The sequence below is a fragment of the Actinoplanes sp. HUAS TT8 genome, from assembly GCF_051380535.1.
In the GTDB taxonomy this organism is placed as follows: Bacteria; Actinomycetota; Actinomycetes; order Mycobacteriales; family Micromonosporaceae; genus Actinoplanes.
The window spans coordinates 1025663-1043613 of the sequence record NZ_CP195646.1 but is presented as its reverse complement, the minus strand read 5'-3'; the positions used below and the strand labels follow the sequence as shown (position 1 = coordinate 1043613).

Here is a 17951-nt window from a genome sequence, read left to right as displayed (position 1 = left end):
GCTGGAGGTGGCGGTGACGACTGGCTACCGGTCCTCACCGGTCCGGACTCTGCTCTTCGCCCTCGTGTACGCCGCCGCCGTCTACGCCGGCCGGCGCACCGCCATGGTCGCGGACGGTGTCAGCCTGGTCTGGCCGGCCGCCGGAGTCGGCGTCGTCTGGTTCTGCGCGAACCGCGACGCACCCACCCGCCACCTCGACATGATCCTGCTCGCGGTCATCCTCGGCCTGGGCAACTGGCTCACCGACACGTCACCGGCGGTCGCCGTGGTCGCCGCGGTCGCCGGCCTGGTCCAGGTCTGGCTGTTCCTCTGGGGCCTGCGCCGATGGCGGCCGAACCTGTGGGGCGCCGGCGGCACCGGCACCCTGCGCTCGCCCCGGGACCTGTGGGCCCTGTTCGCCGTGACGATCCTCACCTGCGTCGGCACGCACGTCGTCAGCCTGGTCGGGCGCGGCCTGGTCACCCACTCCTTCCCGATCGCGTTCTCGGTCATGGCGCTGGCCCGGCACATCGCCAGCATCCTGATCATCGGGGCGGCCGGGATCTACATCGGCGCCGGGCTGAACCGCTGGCGGGCCCGGCCCCCGCGGCGACGGCTCTCGTTCTGGCGGACCGCCGAGATCGCCGGGATCTTCACGCTCAGCGTCGCCGGTCACGTCGGCGCGTTCGCCTACGAACACGGCCTGCCGCTGTCCTTCGCGCTGCTGGGACTGACCGTCCTGGTCGGCACCCGGCTGAGCACCCCCTGGGTGCTGCTGCACAACTCGGTCATCAGCACGATCGCGGTGCAGTACACGCTGCACGGCACCGGGCCGTTCGCGCACATCGACGACGTCGGCCGGCGCGCCGTGATCGTGCAGCTCTTCTGCATCCTGGTCGCCCTGGTCGGGCTGGCCCTGGCCCTCGGCCGCGACGAACGGACCACCCTGCTCACCGCCCTGGCCGAGGAGAAAGCCGAACTCGACACCCAGAAGAACCTGCTCACCGCCGTGATCGACTCCATGGCGGACGGACTGGCGGTGATCGATTCGGACAGCCGCATCACGATGCGCAACCCGGCGGTGACCGAACTGCTGGGCGGGCGCTGCAGCCCGGACGACGTGCTGGCCGGCACCGACTGGTACGGGCTCTACCGCGTCGACGGGAGCCGGTACGCCGACGACGAACTGGCCCACCTGCGGGCGCTCGCCGGTGAGGACGTGCGCGGGGTCGACATGCTGGTCCGCAACCCGGGCGTGCCCGAAGGCCGGATCCTGCGGGTCACCGCCACCGCCCTGCCCCACCCGGACGGCACCAGCAGCGCGGTCGTACTGTTCCACGACGTCACCGCCGAACGCCGGCACCGCGACGAACTGACCAACTTCGCCGGGGTCGTCGCCCACGACCTGCTCAACCCGCTGGCCAGCATCGAAGGGTGGACGGCGGCGGCCCTGGACTCGCTCGACGGCGTACCCGCCCATCCCAACCTGGACCAGGCGCACGCCGACCTGGCCCGGCTGACCCGGGCCTCGGCCCGGATGCGTGGGCTCATCGACGGGCTGCTCGCCTACACCACGGCGCGGGAGGCGACAGTCGCTCCGGCCCGGGTGGACCTGGCCGAGGTGGTCGCCGACATCACGCAGGCCCGCTCGGACTCGGCCGTGGCGGCCGGGAAACCCGAACCGCGGTTCACCATTACCGGGCTGCCGGCCGTGCAGGCGGATCCGGTGCTGGTCCGGCAGCTGGTGGACAACCTGGTCGGCAACGCCGTCAAGTACACCGCACCCGGAGTCGTGCCGCGGGTCGCCATCTCCGCCGACACGTCGGGCGGGATGGTCACGGTCCGGATCGTCGACAACGGCATCGGCATCCCGGAAGGGCAGCACGACGCCATCTTCGGCAACTTCCATCGGGCCCACACCAGCGGCGGATACCTCGGGACCGGGCTGGGGCTGGCCATCTGCAAACGCATCGTGGAACGCCACGGGGGCGACATCTCGGCCGCGGACGATCCCGGCGGAGGGTCATGCTTCACGTTCTCGCTGCCCGCGGCCGTCACCCATCCCCACCTCTCATCGGTCTGACCCCCGCTCACACCAGGATGTTGACGCCGCTGCCCTGCTCCATGCGGGCGATCACGTCGCGGCTCTCCATGACCGCGACCTTGTCGCCGTGCAGCTCGCGGTGATCCGCGCCCTCCAGCACGTGGTCGAAAAGCTGCTGGCAGTCGCCACGCAACCGCAGCCAGGCGGCGTGCGTCTCCCAGGCCGAGGACGGGGTCGACGTGCCGATGCTGATGCTCATCTCGATCTCCTTGATCTTCGTGAAGGCCCCGACCATCGGCTGCCGATCTCCGATCTGAGGACTTCGCCACATCACTTTTCGCTCCGGTTCCGCAACCGACGGCCGAGGCAGCGCCGCGCGGCGGCGGGCGGCGGCGGGCGGCGGCGGGCGGCGGCGGGCGGCGGCCCGCCCGGGGCCCGCGGCGAGTGCGGCCCACGCGGAGCCGATGGCGGGCGCGGCGGAGCGGGCGCGGCGGAGCGGGGCCGGGCAGGCGCGGGACACCAGGGCTGGGCAGGCGCCGGGACGGCGGGGCCGGGCAGGCGCGGGGCGAACCGCGTACGTCGGAGGGATATTTCCGATAAAGTCAGATCATCTGCGAATACCGAGCCTTGTCGGGAGGGGCCGTGAATCTGTCGGCGTCCCCCGGGTGGGCCCAAAGCGGCGCTGACGCCGTGGCGTGATGCCCGTGTGGGTCGTTCTGATCGGTGTCCTGGTCCTGGCCGGCGCCGGCTTCGTGGTGTTCCGGCAGCGGGGCGCCCGGGCCGAGGCCGTCGCCGACGACGGTGGTCCGGGGAGTCTGGCCGCGGCCCGCCGGGTGATCGCCGAGCTTCAGGAGACGTTGCGGGAACGCGACGCCGAGCTGGAGCACCTTCAGGCCGACCGCGTCGCTCAGGTGCAGGCGACCGCCTTGCAGCAGAAACAGCAGCAGCAGACGTTGCGGCGCCGGGCCAAGGAGGCGATCGACAGCACCGCGGCGGTGATCGGCGGCAAGCTGGAGGACGTCGTGGTGCAGGTGGGCGCGGCCCGGGACGCGGCCGCGGCGACTCACGAGCGGGTCACCGTGACCAACGACGCGGCCGACGCGCTGGTCCGGCGGGCGCACAGCGCCGACGAGGCGGCCAACGCGCTCAACACCAGCCTGCATCAGGTCGCCGGGATCGCCAGTGTGATCTCCGGGATCGCGTCGCAGACCCGGCTGCTGGCGTTGAACGCGACGATCGAGGCGGTCCGGGCCGGGGATGCCGGGAGCGGCTTCGCGGTGGTCGCGGACGAGGTGAAGAGTCTGGCCGACACGACCGCGCACTCGACCGAGCAGATCACCAGTACGATCGCCGCGTTGGAGGCCGACGTCGCGCAGATGGGTCAGACGCTCAGCGCGATCATCCACGACGTCGGGGACATCGAGGACGCGATGCGTCAGCTCGGCGGGATCGCCGATCAGCAGCACGACATCGTGATGCGGCTGCACCGCAGTGTGGACGCGACGATGGCCCAGATCGGCGATCTGTCCGACGTGGCCGAACGTCTGGAGCGCCGCCGCAGTGACCGGCTGGCCATCGAGGGGACGGTGACGCTGCGGGTGGTGTCCCGTCCGCAGCCGGTCACCGCCCGGATGGTGGATCTCAGCTCGGACGGCATGGGCTGCACGCTGGCGGCCGACGTGCCGGTGGCGGTGGGTGACGTGATCCGGGCCGAGTTCACGTTCGACGGGCTGGCCGGCGCGGCCGAGGCCAAGGTGATGCGGCGGACCCCGCGGGACGGGCTGATCGAGATCGGTCTGCAGTTCCAGGATCTGCCGACGGTCACCCGCAATCAGATCGACACCTACCTGACCCGGCTCGGGTCGAGCCCGGACGAATAGCCGCGGTCGAAGATCTCGTCGAGCACACCCCGCGGAAGGTCCACGCCGGGCCGGGGCGGGCCGAACATCTCCCCGTCCAGGCCGTCGACCGACGGGTAGGACAGCGGCGGCAGTTCCGGCAGCGACAGTCGCACCCGGATCTCGGCCAGCATGTTCTGGATCTCCACGGCCGCGTGCTCGGCCAGTCCGGCCGGATCGTGCAGCGGGAACGGCCCGGAGTCGTGGGTCAGGTGCAGCCGGGCCCGGACCCGCCCGGCCTGGAACGACGCCACCGGCTCGGTGTCCAGCACCAGCGACAGTTCGCACTGCCGCAGCCCGGAACCGGCCCACCACCGCTGCCACACCGGGTCGGCCGCCGCCCGGGCGACCACGTCGTGCAGCAGCACCGCGTAGGCCTCGGGTTCGACCAGGGCCGACCCGAACACCAGGGTCAGCCACGGCGACTCGCGAACGGTCCGGGCCGGTGTCCCCCACGCGGCGGCGTTGCTGCCCATCTCCCAGCCGACCGGTGTCTCGTGCTCCCACAGCCGCCCGGTGGCCCGTTCGAACGCCCGCTCGGCGACCCCGAGCAGCAGTTCGGCCTCCTCGTCGGCGAAGCGCGCCAGCGCCGACGGTTTTCGGAGGACCTTCTCGTACGCCTTGTGGCCGGCCGCCACCACGGCACATCGGACGTAGAGGAACCAGTCGCCGCCGGCCGCTGCCGAGGCCTCGTAGTGCTCCGGCGTGTCGATGCGCCACAGCACCCAGGCCAGCCGGTCGGCGAACCCGGTGATCTCCGGCTCGGTCAGCCGGGCGAGCCGGTCGACGAGTGCGTCGAAGTCCTCGTCGGCGGGATCCCGCCCGAGCCGGCCGGCCAGACGCCAGAAGGCGTCCTCATCCATCACGCCCCGGACGCTACGCCGGGGGCCCGGCACTTTCCGGCGATTCGGCGACCGGCTCGGGCGTAGCGGAGGCGACCGGCTCGGGCGCGACGGACAGGTCGCCGGTGAGGTATCGCTGCACGGCCGGCCCCACCGCCGCCACGATCACCTCGGACGGCACCGAGGCCAGCGGCTCCACCTTGATCACGTACCGCGCCATGGCGATCCCGACCATGTGGCTGGCGGCCAGGGTGACCCGCAGCGGCCCCTGCTCGTCCTCGTCGAGACCGAGCCGGGGCACGGCCCGCCGCAGGATCTGGGTGACCACGAACTCCCGGAACAGCTTGGTCGTCCACTCGGTGCCGACCGCCGAGCGCAGCAGCGCCACCCCGGCCGCGCCGCCGGGCCCGTCCCAGATGCGCAGGAAGAGCCGGACGAAGCGGGCGCCGACCTCGTCCCGGTCGCCCTCGCCGAGGGCGTCGATGATCTCGGCCGGGTCCATCGGGGCCTGCATGGCGGCCAGGAACAGCTTGTCCTTGGTGCCGAAGTAGTGGTGCACCAGCGCCGGGTCGACCCCGGCGCCGGCGGCGATGGCACGGATCGAGGCGCCGTCGTACCCCTTGTCGGCGAACGCCTCTCGCGACGCGGCGAGAATCGCCTCCCGGGTCTCCGGGTTGCCGGGTCTGCGGCCGGTCCGTCGTGCCATCAAGAAAAACCCCTTTCGCGTACGGCGGTCACGCACCGAACGCTATCGGCCGTACCCCATGATCGTCATCGGGTGCGGCGGCGCAGGGTCGCGGCACCCACCGCGAGCGCGATGATGATCGCGCCGAGGACGATCCCCAGGTCACGCCACATCGTGCCGGTCGGTTCGGCATGGGTTCCGACCTCGGTCAGCGCCTGCACCGAGTAGGACATCGGCAGCACGTCGCTGATCCCCTGCAGCCAGCCGACCATGCGTTCGCGCGGCACGAAGAGCCCGCAGAGCAGCAGTTGGGGTGCGACGACGAGCGGCATGAACTGCACGGCCTGGAACTCGGTGCGGGCGAAGGCACTGCACAGCAGCCCGAGCGCGACCCCGAGCACGGCGTTGGCGACCGCGATGAGCACGACCAGGCCGAGGCCGCCGGCCGCGTCCATGCCCAGCGCCCAGTACGCGAACCCGGCCGCGACCGCCGCCTGCACCGCCGCGGCGGCACCGAACGCTATGCCGTACCCGAAGAGAAGGTCCATCTTGGCGACCGGGGTGGTGAACAGACGCTCGAGCGTGCCGTTGGTGCGCTCCCGGAGCATGGCGATCGAGGTGATCAGGAACATCACGATGAACGGGAAGATGCCGAGCATGGTCAGCGCGACGCGGTCGAAGACGCGCGGCTGGCCGTCGTACATGAAATAGATCAGCGTGATCAGGAGCGTCGGCACGACCACGATCAGCGCGATGGTCCGCGGGTCGTGGCGCAGCTGGGTGAGGATCCGCCGGATCGTGCTCAGCAGGATCATGCCGTCACCTTCTCGTGCGCGCGGATCAGGTTGAGGAACGCCTGGTCGAGGTCGTCGGAGCCGGCCGATTTCTTGACCGCGGCCGGGGTGTCGTCGGCGATCAGCACGCCCTCGCGGATCAGCAGGAGCCGGTCGCAGCGGTTCGCCTCGTCCATGACGTGGCTGGACACGAGCACGGTGGCACCGTCGGCGGCCATCCGGCGGAAGTGCGCCCACAGCTCGTCGCGGAGCACCGGGTCCTGCCCGACGGTCGGCTCGTCGAGGACGAGAACCTCCGGGCGGCTGACGATCGCGCAGGCCAGCGACGCGCGGCTGCGCTGGCCGCCGGAGAGGTCGGCGACGAGTTGCCCGGCCGCCCGGGTCAGGCCGACGGTCTCGACGGCCCGGTCGGCCGCGTCCGGGCCGAGGCGGTAGAGGGAGGCGAAGTAGCGTGCGTTCTCCCGGACGGTCAGGTCGGCGTAGACGCTGGGGGCCTGGGTCAGGTATCCCAGCTTGCTGCGCAGCGCGGGCGCGCCGGCCGGGTGGCCGAGCACGGTGACCGTGCCGGACGCGACGACCTGCACGCCGACGACGGTGCGCATCAGTGTGGTCTTGCCGCTGCCGCTCGGGCCGAGCAGCCCGGTGACGCTGCCGCGGGCGACGGCGCAGTTGAAGCGGTCGAGAACGGCTCTCTTCCCGCGGCGGACGACGAGGTCGGTGACCTCGATCGCGGTGTCCATGGTTCCTCCCCAGAACTCATCATCTGTTGAAATCAACAGTAGGTGAATTCCGGAGAGGAGTCGAGAGACTATTTCATCGCATGGTGAAATCTCTTCATCACGACGTCCACGTCCTCGTCGGTGAGCTGCTCGAAGTCCTCGTACCAGCGTCCGACCGCGCCGAACTCGGGCGGCGCGCTCAGGCAGACCACCCCGTCGGTCTCGGGCGCGAGCAGGTCCCGGGCCTGCGGCGCACCGACCGGGACGGCCAGCAGCAGCCGGGCCGGGTGCCGGCCCCGGATCCAGCGCAGGGCGGCGTGCGCGGTCACCCCGGTGGCCAGGCCGTCGTCGACCAGGACGACGGCCCGGCCGGTGACCGGTGGGGTGGGGCGATCGCCCCGATAACGGCGCACCCGGCGGCCGAGCTCGTCACGCTCGGCCGCGAGGGTGGCCGCCATGCTCTCCTCGGTGGCGCCGGCGTACCGCAGGTTCTCCCGGTCGTAGACGGGCGGCCCGTCCTCGGCGATGGCGCCCACGCCGAACTCGGGACGGCCCGGCGCACCCAGCTTGCGGGCGACCACGATGTCCAGGGCGGCGCCGAGCCGGGCGGCGACCGGCGCCGCGACCGGGAGCCCGCCACGCGGCAGGGCCAGCACCAGCGACACGTCGCCGCCGATCTCCGCGACCCGCTCGGCCAGCAGCGCGCCGGCCTGCGCCCGGTCACGAAAAAGCATGACAAATTACCCCCAGAGTCGAGCGGTGGCCAGATGCTCCAGAGCCGGGTGCCGCTTGATCGGCACCTGCGTGAGGAACGACCAGAACCAGTCCCCGGCCTGCTCGGCCACGGCCTCAAGGGCGCCCGGCTCCTCGAACAGGTGCGTGGCGTCCGGGATGATCCGCAGCTCGGCGTGCACCCGCATGGTGTTGCGGGCCTGTTCGTTGAGGTCGAGCACGGCGTCGTCGCGCTCGCCGACGATCAGCAGCGTGGGCACGCGCACGTCGATCAGGGCCGGACCGGCCAGGTCGGGGCGGCCGCCGCGGGACACCACCGTCCGGACCTCCTCGGGCCGGGCCGCGGCCGCGACCAGCGCCGCCGCGCCGCCCGTGCTGGCGCCGAACAACCCCAGCGGCAGCCCGGCGGTCGCCGGGTGGGCGCGCAGCCAGTCGACGATCCCGACCAGCCGGTCGGCCAGCAGTCCGATGTCGAACCGGTGCTGCCGGGTGTCCTCGTCGGGCGCGAGCAGATCGGCCAGCAGCGTGGCGAACCCGCGCCGGTTCAGTTCACGGGCCACGGCCTGGTTCCGCGGGCTGTGCCGGGAGCTGCCGCTGCCGTGGGCGAACAGGACCACCCCCGAGGCGTGCTCGGCGAGAGTGAGGTCGCCCTCCAGGCGTACCTCGCCCAGTTCGATGCGTTCCGTTGTGGTCCAGGTGGTCACGTCCATCCCTTTCTGCTCGGCCATGTCGGGGCGTGCATTCCGGGGAGACGAACTCCACCGTACGCGTCCGGCGGTCGCTCCCTCAGTTGCTCCGGAGGGTGGCCGATCGGGAGTAGGACGAGTGCCAGGAGGTTTAACCCCGATGTCCGTTTCCCGGTTGAATCGCGCCCAGCAGGCGTACTCGGTGACGCCGGTCCGCCCGTCCGCCCGCGAACGCCAGCAGAACGCCCGGGACGACGCCGCGTCCCTGACCGACCGCGACCGAGAACTGATCTACCAGGCCACCGGCCAGCGGATCGGCGACGGCCAGCCGAACGCCGGCTGGATCAACTCGCTCGCGGCGGCCATCGCGGCCGACCGGACCGCCGGGCGGCTCGCACCCGGGCAGGAGGTGACACCGGCGTACCTCAAGGATCTCTCCCGGCGGTGGGAGCAGGCCGCGCCGGGCCGCAACCCGGTGGCCGGATACCTCGAACCGGCCCTGCGTTATCTCTCCCAGCGCGGCGACGGCAACCGCCTCGACGTGACCGCCTAGCCGCGCTGGGTGCGCTCGACCAGGGCGGCCGCGACGTCCCGCAACTTGCGGTTGGTGTCCTGGGAGACCCGGGTGAGAATCGCGAACGCCTCGTCCGCGGTGCACCGCCGCTCCCCCATGATGATGCCCTTGGCCTGCTCGATCACCGCGCGGCTCTCCATCGCCGCCTGCATGTGACCGGCCAGCGTGGCGGTGGTGTCGTAGAGGTGCGCGTTGGCCAGGGCGACCGCGGCGTACCGGACGAACGTCTGCGCCAGCGCGATCGCCGCGTCGTCGAACGCGTGCGCCGCCGTCCCGTAGATGTTGAGCGCCCCGCTCACGTTCTCCACGATCGGCAGCCCCACCGAGAGCATGCTGCCCATCCCGGCCTCGGCGGCCGCGGCCGGCCAGCCGTCCCAGCGCTCGTCGGCCGCGGTGTCGGTCACGTGGACCGTGGTCGTCTCGGCGGCGGCCTCCAGGCCCGGGCCGGCGTCCCGCGCGTACTGCCGCTCGTCGAGGCGCAGCGCGATCTCCCCGGTGTGCGCCGGCGTGCAGGCGGCGCCGTCCCGGATCAGGGTGATGGAGACCTGCGCGGCCCCCGGCAGGGTCCGCCGGGCCAGGCCGGCGACGGTGGCCAGGACGCCGTTCAGATCGGTCTCGCCGAGCTTGATACGACCGAGCTCCGCGAGAGCCGCGGCAGAGCCGGCCGGGTCGTGCGCCATCAACGTCGGTAATGTCCCCGCAGCGGAGCACGGGCCGCCCTCGGGGCGACTCGCACGTGGTTTGCCGGTGGTGCTGCCCGGAGAGCCGGACGGCTCTCGGACCCGCGCCGCTGCTTGACGCCGGCAGACCTCTGTCACTCGGACATCGGCCGCAGGACGCCGATAATACCCAAACTCAGCCGGACCCTCGCAGCACGGTGCCGAGTCCGGCGATCAGCAGGACGTCCCGGGCCGCGCCGGTCACCCCGACGAGCTCCAGCCGATGCCCGCGCGCGTCACCCCGGTCCCGGGCGATCGCGATCACGTTGGCCCCGGCCGCGCCGAAGAACGTCACCCCGCCCAGATCGCAGGTGACCAGCGGGTAGGCCCGGATCGCGTGCTCCAGCGCCGAGGCCAGCACGTCCGCCGTGTCGACGTCCACCTCGCCCTGGGCGCAGACGAGCGCCGACTCGGGGGTGAGCTGCCGGAAATACACGGTCAGCGGAGGGCCATCGGGCACAGTGGTATCCCAACCGTTCGGCGAGCGAAGGTTCGGGCACGTGGCTTGACCCGTCTCGACCCTAATACCTCGCGGAACGGGGTATGAGAGGGACATGACGACAGAGCCGATGGACCCCACCGCCGCCTTCCGCGAGCTCGGCCGGATCAACCTCGGGGAGACCGATCTGGAGGGTGTCCTGGCCACCGTCGCCGACCTCGCCCAGCGGACCGTCCCCGGTGCCCACGAGGTCTCGGTCACCCTGATCCGCGACCGCGGCCCGCACACCGTGGCCAGCACCGGCACGGCCGCCGACCACATCGACAAGTGGCAGTACGAGCGCGGCTCCGGCCCCTGCCTGGACGCCTGCCGCGAACGCAGCACCCTGCTCGTCGACGACGTCGGCGCGGAACGCCGCTGGCCCGGCTGGGAGGCGGTCGCCGGGGCCGTCGGCATCAACAGCGCCCTGAGCGTCGGCCTGCCCATCCGCGAGCGGGTCGCGGGGGCGCTCAACATCTACGCCACGTCGATCAGCAACTTCGACGACGACGCGATCGTGCTCGCCGAGACGTTCGCCAGTTACGCCGCGGTGGCCCTGGCCAACGCCCATCTCTACGACACCACGGTCACCCTGGCCAACCACATGCAGGCGGCCATGGAGAGCCGTGCGGTGATCGAGCAGGCCAAGGGCATCATCATGGGCCAGCGGCACTGTTCGCCCGACGAGGCGTTCGCCATCCTGTCCCGCGCCTCTCAGGAGTCCAACCGCAAGCTGCGCGAGGTGGCGGCCGATCTGGTGGGCCGGGCCCAGCGGGGTTGACTCACTGCGCGCGGTCGAGGAGGTGGCGCCAGTGACGGATCAGCGGGGCCGGGCAGGAGATCTCGCGGACGCCGGCGGTGACCAGCTGTTCGTGCAGCTGGGGGCTGGGGCGCAGGTCGACGGCGACCCGGCACGGGATGGACCGGGCGGCGGCGACCGACGCCGACCATTCGACGAGCTGGGTGACGACGGGCGGTAGGCGGTCCGGGGGCAGGAGCAGGTCGTTGCGGACGGTGCGGTCCCAGACCAGGATGTGCTGGGCCAGGTCACCGGTGCTGACGTGCAGCAGGTGACAGCCCTCGACCAGGTCGGCGACGCCGAGCGCGGCGGCCGGGGTGGCGATGTCCAGGCCCAGCCGCCATCGGGCGCCGGTGGCGGCGGCGAAGGCGGCGATCTCCGCGCGCACCGATACCATCGGCAGGACGACCAGCGGGTTGTCGTCGGGGGACTCGGCCACGACCGTACGGAAATAGTCGATGGCGTCCGGGAGCAGCACGCGGACCCCGCGCCGGCCGAAGGACGCCGCCGGTGGGCCGCCGGCCGGCTCGTCGAAGTAGCGGACGGCCGGGAGCGGGCGGCCCGACTCGGCGAAGAAGTGCCAGAGCTCGGCGCGTTCCGAGGCGGGCAGGGCGCGCAGGTCCTCGGCGCGCAGCGGGGACCAGCCGTCGGCCAGGTGACCGGCCTCGTGGGCCTCGGCCAGGCTGGAGACCTCGGCGTGCAGGCGCAGTTCGGTGGCGGCCGAGGGCGGGGGCGCGGTGGTCGCGGCGTCGAAGTCGACGATCACCTCGTGGCCGAGCCAGCTGTCGTCGACGCGGACGCCGGTGAGCACCGGGATCGGCAGCGACCAGAGGGCCCGTGCCTCGGGGGCGTAGGGGGTGACCGGTTCCTCGACGATCACCCCGGACAGCCGCGGGGCCAGCCCACGGATCAGGTCGGTGTCGGGTTTTTCGAGGTAGAGCAGGACACGGCCGTAGACGATCTCCTCGATGCCGTTGCGGTCGACGAGGAGCCCGCGGTGCCGGCCGAAGCCGTACGCGATGCCTGATTGGTCTTTCTCGGTCCGGTCACTCATGCGCCCACCTCGCAGGTCCGCTACGGACAGTAGCCCGGCCGCGCGGTTCACGCAGCCCCGAGCGGATGCCGACGGCACCGGGTACCCGGACCCCGATGCCGCCGAAACCGTGACGCTCAGCGCTTGGTGTAGATGAATCCGAGTTTGTCCACCTCGTCGCCCGAGCGCCCGTGGAAGCCGGCGATCTGCCAGCCGGCCGGGGCGGTCCGGGTCACGCAGTCCGAGGTGGTGGTGCCGCCGGCGAGGGTGTTGCCCAGATTGGTGGTGAACTTGGTGTAGAAGATCCGCGTTTGCGAGTTGTAGCTTCCGCGGCACAGATACGCGCTGGTCACGTACTCGCCGGTGCCCAGGGTCAGGGTCTTGAGGGTGCCGCCGGTGCCGCCGTGCGTGCCGACGCGGTCGACCCGCGAGCCGGCCCGCAGGCTGAACGAGGACGGGGTGGTGACCGTGTCGACGTCGTTGAAGTAGTTGCCGTGCGGGCCGCCGAACTGCTCGCTGAACTGGTACGCGGCGTTGGTCGTCCAGGAGAATCCGGCGCTGATCGGATCGTGGTCGCTGAGCATCAGGCCGTCGCCGGTCAGGAACGACGCGTGCTCGTTGTGGTACGAGGTGGCGTCGAGCGTGACGAACTTGCTGCTGCGGTAGAGGACCTTGTCCACGACCTCGCAGGTGTCGGTGATCGCCGACTCGTCGCAGAGCAGCGCGTCGGTGCCCTTGACCGGGGCGACTCCCCCGCGCTTCAGCTCGACCCACGTGTCGGTGAGCCCGTTGGCGGCCACGAAGTCGGCGATCGTGTCGCCGCTGCGGGTGTAGCGGGTGTTGGTGTCGCCCATCACGACGACCGCGTTGCCGTTCGAGTGGCTGCCGATGAACGTGGTCAGCTGGCTCAGGTTGTCGGCCCGCGACGTCAGGTCACCGGCGTTGGTGCCGGCGTTGGTGTGCAGGTTGTAGAAGTCGACGTAGACGCCCTCGGCCAGCCGGACCCGCATGAACGTGAAGCCCTTGGGGGTCAGGCAGTCGCCGGAGTCGATCTGGCACGAGTTCCAGCGGGTGCGCTCGAAGTCGTCGGTGTCGTAGGCGTACCCGGAAAGGGTGTTGAGCCCGGAGCCGATGCCGGCGCCGCCGCTGGTGGGGGTGCGGTAGGCGTGGGTGTCGGAGGCGTACAGGTACGCGTGGTAGTTGAAGTCCTCCTGGACCTGGATCAGGTCGTAGCCGCCGATCCGCCGGCCGATCGCGGTGGTCGCGGTGGCCCGGTCGGTGTCGGCACTGGACAGGATGTCCGGGAGTCCGGCAACATTATAGGAAAGAACCTTGAAAGTGCCGCTCGTGGCGGCGGCCGCGGGGGATGCGGGGACGGCGATCAGCGCGGCGGTCAGGGCCGCGATCGCGAGGGGGATTCGTGTTGTCAGCACGACCCGGACGCTAGGCCCAGAACCGGGCGAACGGAACGTCGGTTACTCGCAAGTAGCATAATGTTCACGCTCACATCCGCGGGTGTTGACGAAGAGTTGGAAACCCGCACGAAGGCTGATCCGCGATCTTGCCCCCACATGCCCCGCGGAGTCCCCATGCCCTCGATCTCCCGCCGCACCATGCTCAAGGCGTCCGCCGCCGGAGCCGCCGGGCTCGCCGCCGGTCCGAGCCTGTTCGCCGCCCCGGCCGGCGCCGCGGAGAAGGCGGCGACGACCGTCGACTTCGTCGACGCGTACCAGACCAACGTCATCGCCAACCTGACCGTCGACACCAACGCCGCGGTCCGGATCCTCTCCGGCTTCCAGAAGGTCTGGGCCACCGGCACCAGCTGGAACACCGGCACCGTGCTGGACCAGGCCTTCCTGCGCGCCAACATCAGGTACGCGATCAGGGTCACCACGCACCGCACCGACGCCGAGGCGGCCAAGGCGTTCCTGGTCGACCGGCAGCACCAGAGCTACTCGGTCATCGCCGGCCTGGGTCCGCTCGCCGACCTGTACAAGGCGGGCGCGCTCGCGGTCACCAGCATCACCTCGGCCCCGGCGACCACCCCGGCGACCACGATCAACGACAGCGTCCCGGCCGGTTCGCCCGCCGGCGCGGCCAACGGCCCCGGCTCCACCACCTCGGCCCTGGGCAAGGTGGCGACGCTGGTCAACACGCTGCGCGGCAACTACTCGTCCGGCAACCCGGCCAAGTACTCGTTCCAGTACCCGCGCCCGTGGCGTTCGACCGTCGACAGCACCGTCGTCGACACCGGCCGGGTCGACGCGTTCGGCTTCCCGATCTACGACTCCGAGGTCGTCGTCGCCCCGGCGCTGCTGCGTCAGCGCAGCACCAGCCCGGTCGACGACGCCGGCTACGTCAGCGGGCACACGAACGCGCTGTTCCTGGCCTCGCTGGCCTACGCCTACGCGGTGCCGGAACGCTTCCAGGAGATGGTCACCACCGCCTACGACCTGGCCCACACCCGGATCGTGGCCGGCATGCACTCCCCGGCCGACGTGATCGGTGGCCGCATCCTGGCGACCGCGCTCGCCGCCGCCATCCTGCGCGACCCGGCCAACGCCACGGTCAAGGCCGACGCCCGGGCCCAGGCGCTCGCGTTCTTCCAGGAGAAGACCGGGACCAAGGACCTTTTCGCGTACGTCCACGATCCCGCCGACCGCAAGGTCAACGCCGCGATCGTCCGGCCCAAGCACACGTACGACCTCCCGGCGCACGGCAAGCGCGTCCCGGTGACGGTCCCGGCCGGGGCCGAGGTGCTGCTGGAGACCCGCCAGCCCTACCTGGACGCCGCGCAGCGCCGTGAGGTCCTGCGCACCACCGGCCTGACCTCGGGTCACCCGATCCTGGACGGCCCGGAGCAGTGGGGCCGGCTCAACCTGTTCGCGGCGGCCGACGGCTTCGGCGCGTTCGACGCGACCGTCGCGGTCACGTTCGACGCCGCGCGGGGCGGCTTCCACGCGGCCGACGCGTGGCGCAACGACATCGACGGCCGGGGCGGTCTGGTCAAGCTCGGCAGCGGCGCGCTGACCCTGTCCGGCGACAACGACTACCGCGGCGGCACCACCGTGGCCCAGGGCACCCTGGTCGCGGCGTCGCCGACCGCGCTCGGCACCGGCGACGTGACCGTCACCGGCGGCACGCTGAGCCTGGCCGTGGACGGCGTGAAGGTCCGCGGCGACTACCGGCAGAGCGCGGGCACCCTCGCCGTCACGGTCGACCCGAAGGGCAAGACCGCCCTGACCGTCGAGGAGGCGACCCTGGGCGCGAACGTGACGCTGTCGGTCACGGTCGACCCGGCCCGCAAGGGTCACTGCGACGAGCGGATCACCGTGCTCAAGGCCCGTCGCCTGCGCGGAAGGTTCGCCGAGGTGGTCGTGACCACGCCCGGTTACCGGGCCGAGCTGGTGACGTCCGGGGACACGGTCGCGATTCGTCTCCGTACCCTCTGAATCGTGTTTTGATCTTGACTTTGTGGGCGGTGCCGGCTGGTCCGGCACTGTCCATAAAGTTGAGTTTTCCTTGACAAACGTCGATGCCCGGCCATTTCATGTGTCCGGGAGGTAACACGATGACCATGCGCCGCAAGTGCCTCGCCGTGTTCGCCGCAGCACTGGCCCTGGTCACCGTGGTGAGCGCACCCGCGTCGGCCGCGCCCGTGACCTGCGCCGCGCCGGTGCCCAGCACGACCCACCCCGGTTACCTCGTCTTCGACCCGGCCTGCGACGTCTCCGGTGCGGTCTTCACGCCGCTGACCGGCGCGCGGATCTACACCGGGATCCGGGACGGCGCCGCCTATCGGGTCGAGGTGCCGGCGAAGTGGAACGGCAAGCTGGTCGTCTACGCGCACGGCTACCGCGGCACCGGCAACGTGGTCTACGTCGACAATCCGGCGCTGCGCGCGCACTACATCGCGACCGGGTACGCGTGGGCCGCCTCCAGCTACGCCACCAACGGGTACGACGTCGGGCAGGGCGTCCGCGACTCGTACGCCATGATCGACACGTTCCGGCAGGTCACCGGCGTCAAGGCCCGTTCGGTGATCATGAGCGGGGCATCGATGGGCGGCCAGGTCACGGCCGTCGCGATCGAGCGTTTCCCGCGGGCCTTCGACGCGGCGATGCCGTACTGCGGGGTCCTCGGCGACACGAAGCTCTACGACTACTTCCTCGACGCCAACGTGACCGCCGCCGCCCTGGCCGACGTGAAGATCGACTTCCCGCTGACGCCGCCGGCCGACTACCAGGCCCAGTGGCGGGCCCAGACCGCTCGGATCACGGCCGCGCTCGGGGTCAAGGCGGGCAGCGCGCCGGTCCTCACCGCGGCCGGGAAGACCTGGTCGGAGGCGGTCGAGCGGCGCACCGGCGGGGACCGTCCCGGCTTCGCGTCGGCGTTCGCCTACTGGAACGCGGTGCCCTCCCTGGCCCCGCTCAACGACCTGCCGTTCCTGTTCGGCCTCTACCCCGGCCTGACCGGCGGCACCGGCGGGATCGCGGCCGGCAACGTCACCGACAACCAGTACACGTACTACCGGCTCTCCGACCGCCCGCTGCCCACCCTGGGCGAGCTGCGGCTCAACGCCGAGGTGCTGCGCGTCCGGCACACCGCGACGGCCGACCCGGGCCTGGCCGGCATCCCGAAGGTCAACGGCACCCCGTCCATCCCGGTGCTGTCCCTGCACGACGTCGGCGACCTGTTCGTCCCGTTCTCGATGGAGCAGGAGTACGCCCGCCGCACCCTGGCCCACGGCCGGGGCAACCTGTTCGTCTCCCGCGCCATCCGCGGCGTCGGCCACTGCGACTTCACCGAGGCCGAGCTGACCACCGCCTTCGACGACCTGACGACCTGGGTCCACACCGGGCGGCGCCCGGCCGGCGACGCGATCCTGAACCGCCGCGCGGTCGCCGACGACTCGTTCGGCTGCCGCTTCACCGACGGCGCCCACCCGAACTACGCCGCCGCCCCGTGCCCGGCGAAGACGGCGGCGCCGCCGGCCCCGCCCCGCATGTAGTCAGACGACCTCGCCGAGGATCTCGCGGAGGGCCCGGGCGGCCGGGGACTCCGCGCCGGCGACCCGCTGGGCGGTGAAGATCGTGCGGCGCGGCGCGTCGGGCAGCTCCAGCAGCCGGCACGAGGTGGACCGCCCGGCCCACACCAGGTCCGGGATCAGCGCCACCGCGTTCCCGGTCTCGACCAGGCGGATGTGCGCCTGCAGGTCGGCCGTCTCGTAGCGGACGTCCGGCTCGAAGCCGGCCCGCCGGCACAGCTGCTCGGCGAAGTGCCGGGACGCCGCCCCGCGGGGCTCCATCACCCAGGGCATCCGCCGGGCCGAGTCGAGCGAGTCGACCGGGTGCAACGACTCCGATTCCGGGGGCAGGGCCAGCCGGATCGCGTCGGTGGTCAGGTCGCGCCGATCCAGGCCGGGGTGGTGTGGCGCGGCGTGGGCCGGGTACTGCTCTGCGATAACCATGTCGAAGTCGCGCGCCCAGGTCTCCCGCAGGGCCTCTTCCGGTTCCCGCTGGACCATCTCGACGCGTACGTCGGGAAAGCGAGCGGCCGTGGCGCGCAGGGCGGCCGGCATGAACGCCAGTGCCGCGGACTGGAAGACGGCGAGCCGGACGGTCCCGGTGACCCGGGTCGCGGCCGCTTTCAGCCGGGTCTCGGCGCGTTCCAGGGTGTCGAGGACCTCGTCGACCGAGGCGACCAGGACCTCGGCCTGCGGGGTGAGCTGGACGCGGCGGCCGGCCTTGCGCAGCAGGACCGTGCCGGTCTCGCGTTCCAGCTGGCTGAGCTGCTGGCTGACCGCGGACGGGGTGAAGTTCAGCGCCTCGGCGACGGCGGCCAGGGTGCCGCGGACGGCGAGCTCGCGCAGCAGGATGAGACGGCGGATCTCCAGCATCCGCATACGTTAGCCGAACTGAAGATTACCGGTCACAAAGCTTCGCTTTTCCTTACCCGACAACCGGACG

General features: G+C 71.8%; 18 protein-coding genes. 6 read left to right on the top strand and 12 right to left on the bottom strand.

Annotated features, from left to right (window positions below):
* The first annotated feature begins 13 nt into the window (after positions 1 to 13).
* Positions 14 to 2062, top strand: a complete 2049-nt coding sequence (locus ACSHV8_RS04615) for a sensor histidine kinase (protein ID WP_436529696.1) — start codon at positions 14 to 16, stop codon at positions 2060 to 2062.
* Between the two features lie 7 nt (positions 2063 to 2069).
* Here ACSHV8_RS04615 and ACSHV8_RS04610 read toward each other — a convergent pair whose 3' ends face one another.
* Positions 2070 to 2282, bottom strand: a complete 213-nt coding sequence (locus tag ACSHV8_RS04610; protein ID WP_436529694.1) for a hypothetical protein — start codon at positions 2280 to 2282, stop codon at positions 2070 to 2072.
* A gap of 445 nt (positions 2283 to 2727) precedes the next feature.
* On the opposite strand from ACSHV8_RS04610, the gene ACSHV8_RS04605 reads away from it, so the two are divergent.
* Entirely contained in the window at positions 2728 to 3903 is a 1176-nt protein-coding gene (locus ACSHV8_RS04605; RefSeq protein WP_436529692.1) for a methyl-accepting chemotaxis protein, read from the top strand.
* Here the strand turns inward: ACSHV8_RS04605 and ACSHV8_RS04600 are convergent.
* The 6 genes from ACSHV8_RS04600 to ACSHV8_RS04575 all read right to left on the bottom strand — a co-directional run bounded on the left by ACSHV8_RS04600 (position 3867) and on the right by ACSHV8_RS04575 (position 8421).
* Positions 3867 to 4784 (bottom strand): DUF4240 domain-containing protein, encoded by a 918-nt coding sequence (locus tag ACSHV8_RS04600; RefSeq protein ID WP_436536683.1) that lies wholly within the window; start codon positions 4782 to 4784, stop codon positions 3867 to 3869. The two genes, ACSHV8_RS04605 and ACSHV8_RS04600, sit on opposite strands and share 37 nt — an antisense overlap.
* 13 nt (positions 4785 to 4797) lie before the next feature.
* On the bottom strand, positions 4798 to 5469 hold the full coding sequence (locus ACSHV8_RS04595) for a TetR family transcriptional regulator (protein WP_436529690.1): 672 nt from the start codon (positions 5467 to 5469) through the stop codon (positions 4798 to 4800).
* A 65-nt stretch (positions 5470 to 5534) separates the two neighbouring features.
* The gene (locus ACSHV8_RS04590; protein ID WP_436529688.1) at positions 5535 to 6263 is read right to left on the bottom strand and encodes an ABC transporter permease; all 729 of its coding nucleotides are present in this window, start codon (positions 6261 to 6263) and stop codon (positions 5535 to 5537) included.
* Complete coding sequence (locus ACSHV8_RS04585; RefSeq protein WP_436529687.1) at positions 6260 to 6982, bottom strand: ABC transporter ATP-binding protein; 723 nt, start codon at positions 6980 to 6982, stop codon at positions 6260 to 6262. Before ACSHV8_RS04585 ends, ACSHV8_RS04590 begins: the two co-directional genes overlap by 4 nt.
* A gap of 68 nt (positions 6983 to 7050) precedes the next feature.
* A complete protein-coding gene (locus tag ACSHV8_RS04580; RefSeq protein WP_436529685.1) occupies positions 7051 to 7695 on the bottom strand; it encodes a phosphoribosyltransferase in 645 nt (214 codons plus the stop codon).
* Positions 7696 to 7701: 6 nt separating this feature from the next.
* The gene (locus ACSHV8_RS04575; RefSeq protein ID WP_436529683.1) at positions 7702 to 8421 is read right to left on the bottom strand and encodes a dienelactone hydrolase family protein; all 720 of its coding nucleotides are present in this window, start codon (positions 8419 to 8421) and stop codon (positions 7702 to 7704) included.
* A gap of 118 nt (positions 8422 to 8539) precedes the next feature.
* Here ACSHV8_RS04575 and ACSHV8_RS04570 point away from each other — a divergent pair, with 118 nt between their 5' ends.
* Positions 8540 to 8932: a hypothetical protein gene (locus tag ACSHV8_RS04570; protein ID WP_436529681.1), complete on the top strand. Its 393-nt coding sequence runs from the start codon at positions 8540 to 8542 to the stop codon at positions 8930 to 8932.
* On the opposite strand, the gene ACSHV8_RS04565 is transcribed toward ACSHV8_RS04570, so the two are convergent.
* Positions 8929 to 9633 carry a GAF and ANTAR domain-containing protein gene (locus ACSHV8_RS04565; protein ID WP_436529679.1) on the bottom strand — a complete coding sequence of 235 codons (705 nt, stop codon included), beginning with the start codon at positions 9631 to 9633 and terminating at the stop codon, positions 8929 to 8931. The two genes, ACSHV8_RS04570 and ACSHV8_RS04565, sit on opposite strands and share 4 nt — an antisense overlap.
* A gap of 175 nt (positions 9634 to 9808) precedes the next feature.
* Positions 9809 to 10132: an STAS domain-containing protein gene (locus tag ACSHV8_RS04560; RefSeq protein ID WP_436529677.1), complete on the bottom strand. Its 324-nt coding sequence runs from the start codon at positions 10130 to 10132 to the stop codon at positions 9809 to 9811.
* 94 nt (positions 10133 to 10226) lie between these two features.
* Between ACSHV8_RS04560 and ACSHV8_RS04555 the strand changes: the two genes are divergently transcribed.
* Positions 10227 to 10931, top strand: a complete 705-nt coding sequence (locus ACSHV8_RS04555; RefSeq protein WP_436529675.1) for a GAF and ANTAR domain-containing protein — start codon at positions 10227 to 10229, stop codon at positions 10929 to 10931.
* Between the two features lies 1 nt (position 10932).
* Here ACSHV8_RS04555 and ACSHV8_RS04550 read toward each other — a convergent pair whose 3' ends face one another.
* Both ACSHV8_RS04550 and ACSHV8_RS04545 read right to left on the bottom strand, forming a co-directional pair.
* Positions 10933 to 12003 (bottom strand): putative PEP-binding protein, encoded by a 1071-nt coding sequence (locus ACSHV8_RS04550; protein WP_436529673.1) that lies wholly within the window; start codon positions 12001 to 12003, stop codon positions 10933 to 10935.
* A 116-nt stretch (positions 12004 to 12119) separates the two neighbouring features.
* Positions 12120 to 13415, bottom strand: a complete 1296-nt coding sequence (locus tag ACSHV8_RS04545; protein ID WP_436529671.1) for a jacalin-like lectin — start codon at positions 13413 to 13415, stop codon at positions 12120 to 12122.
* Positions 13416 to 13571: 156 nt separating this feature from the next.
* On the opposite strand from ACSHV8_RS04545, the gene ACSHV8_RS04540 reads away from it, so the two are divergent.
* Both ACSHV8_RS04540 and ACSHV8_RS04535 read left to right on the top strand, forming a co-directional pair.
* The gene (locus ACSHV8_RS04540; protein WP_436529669.1) at positions 13572 to 15434 is read left to right on the top strand and encodes a phosphatase PAP2 family protein; all 1863 of its coding nucleotides are present in this window, start codon (positions 13572 to 13574) and stop codon (positions 15432 to 15434) included.
* A gap of 119 nt (positions 15435 to 15553) precedes the next feature.
* Complete coding sequence (locus ACSHV8_RS04535; RefSeq protein WP_436529667.1) at positions 15554 to 16993, top strand: alpha/beta hydrolase family protein; 1440 nt, start codon at positions 15554 to 15556, stop codon at positions 16991 to 16993.
* On the opposite strand, the gene ACSHV8_RS04530 is transcribed toward ACSHV8_RS04535, so the two are convergent.
* Positions 16994 to 17881 (bottom strand): LysR family transcriptional regulator, encoded by an 888-nt coding sequence (locus ACSHV8_RS04530; RefSeq protein ID WP_436529665.1) that lies wholly within the window; start codon positions 17879 to 17881, stop codon positions 16994 to 16996.
* Positions 17882 to 17951: the final 70 nt, after the last annotated feature.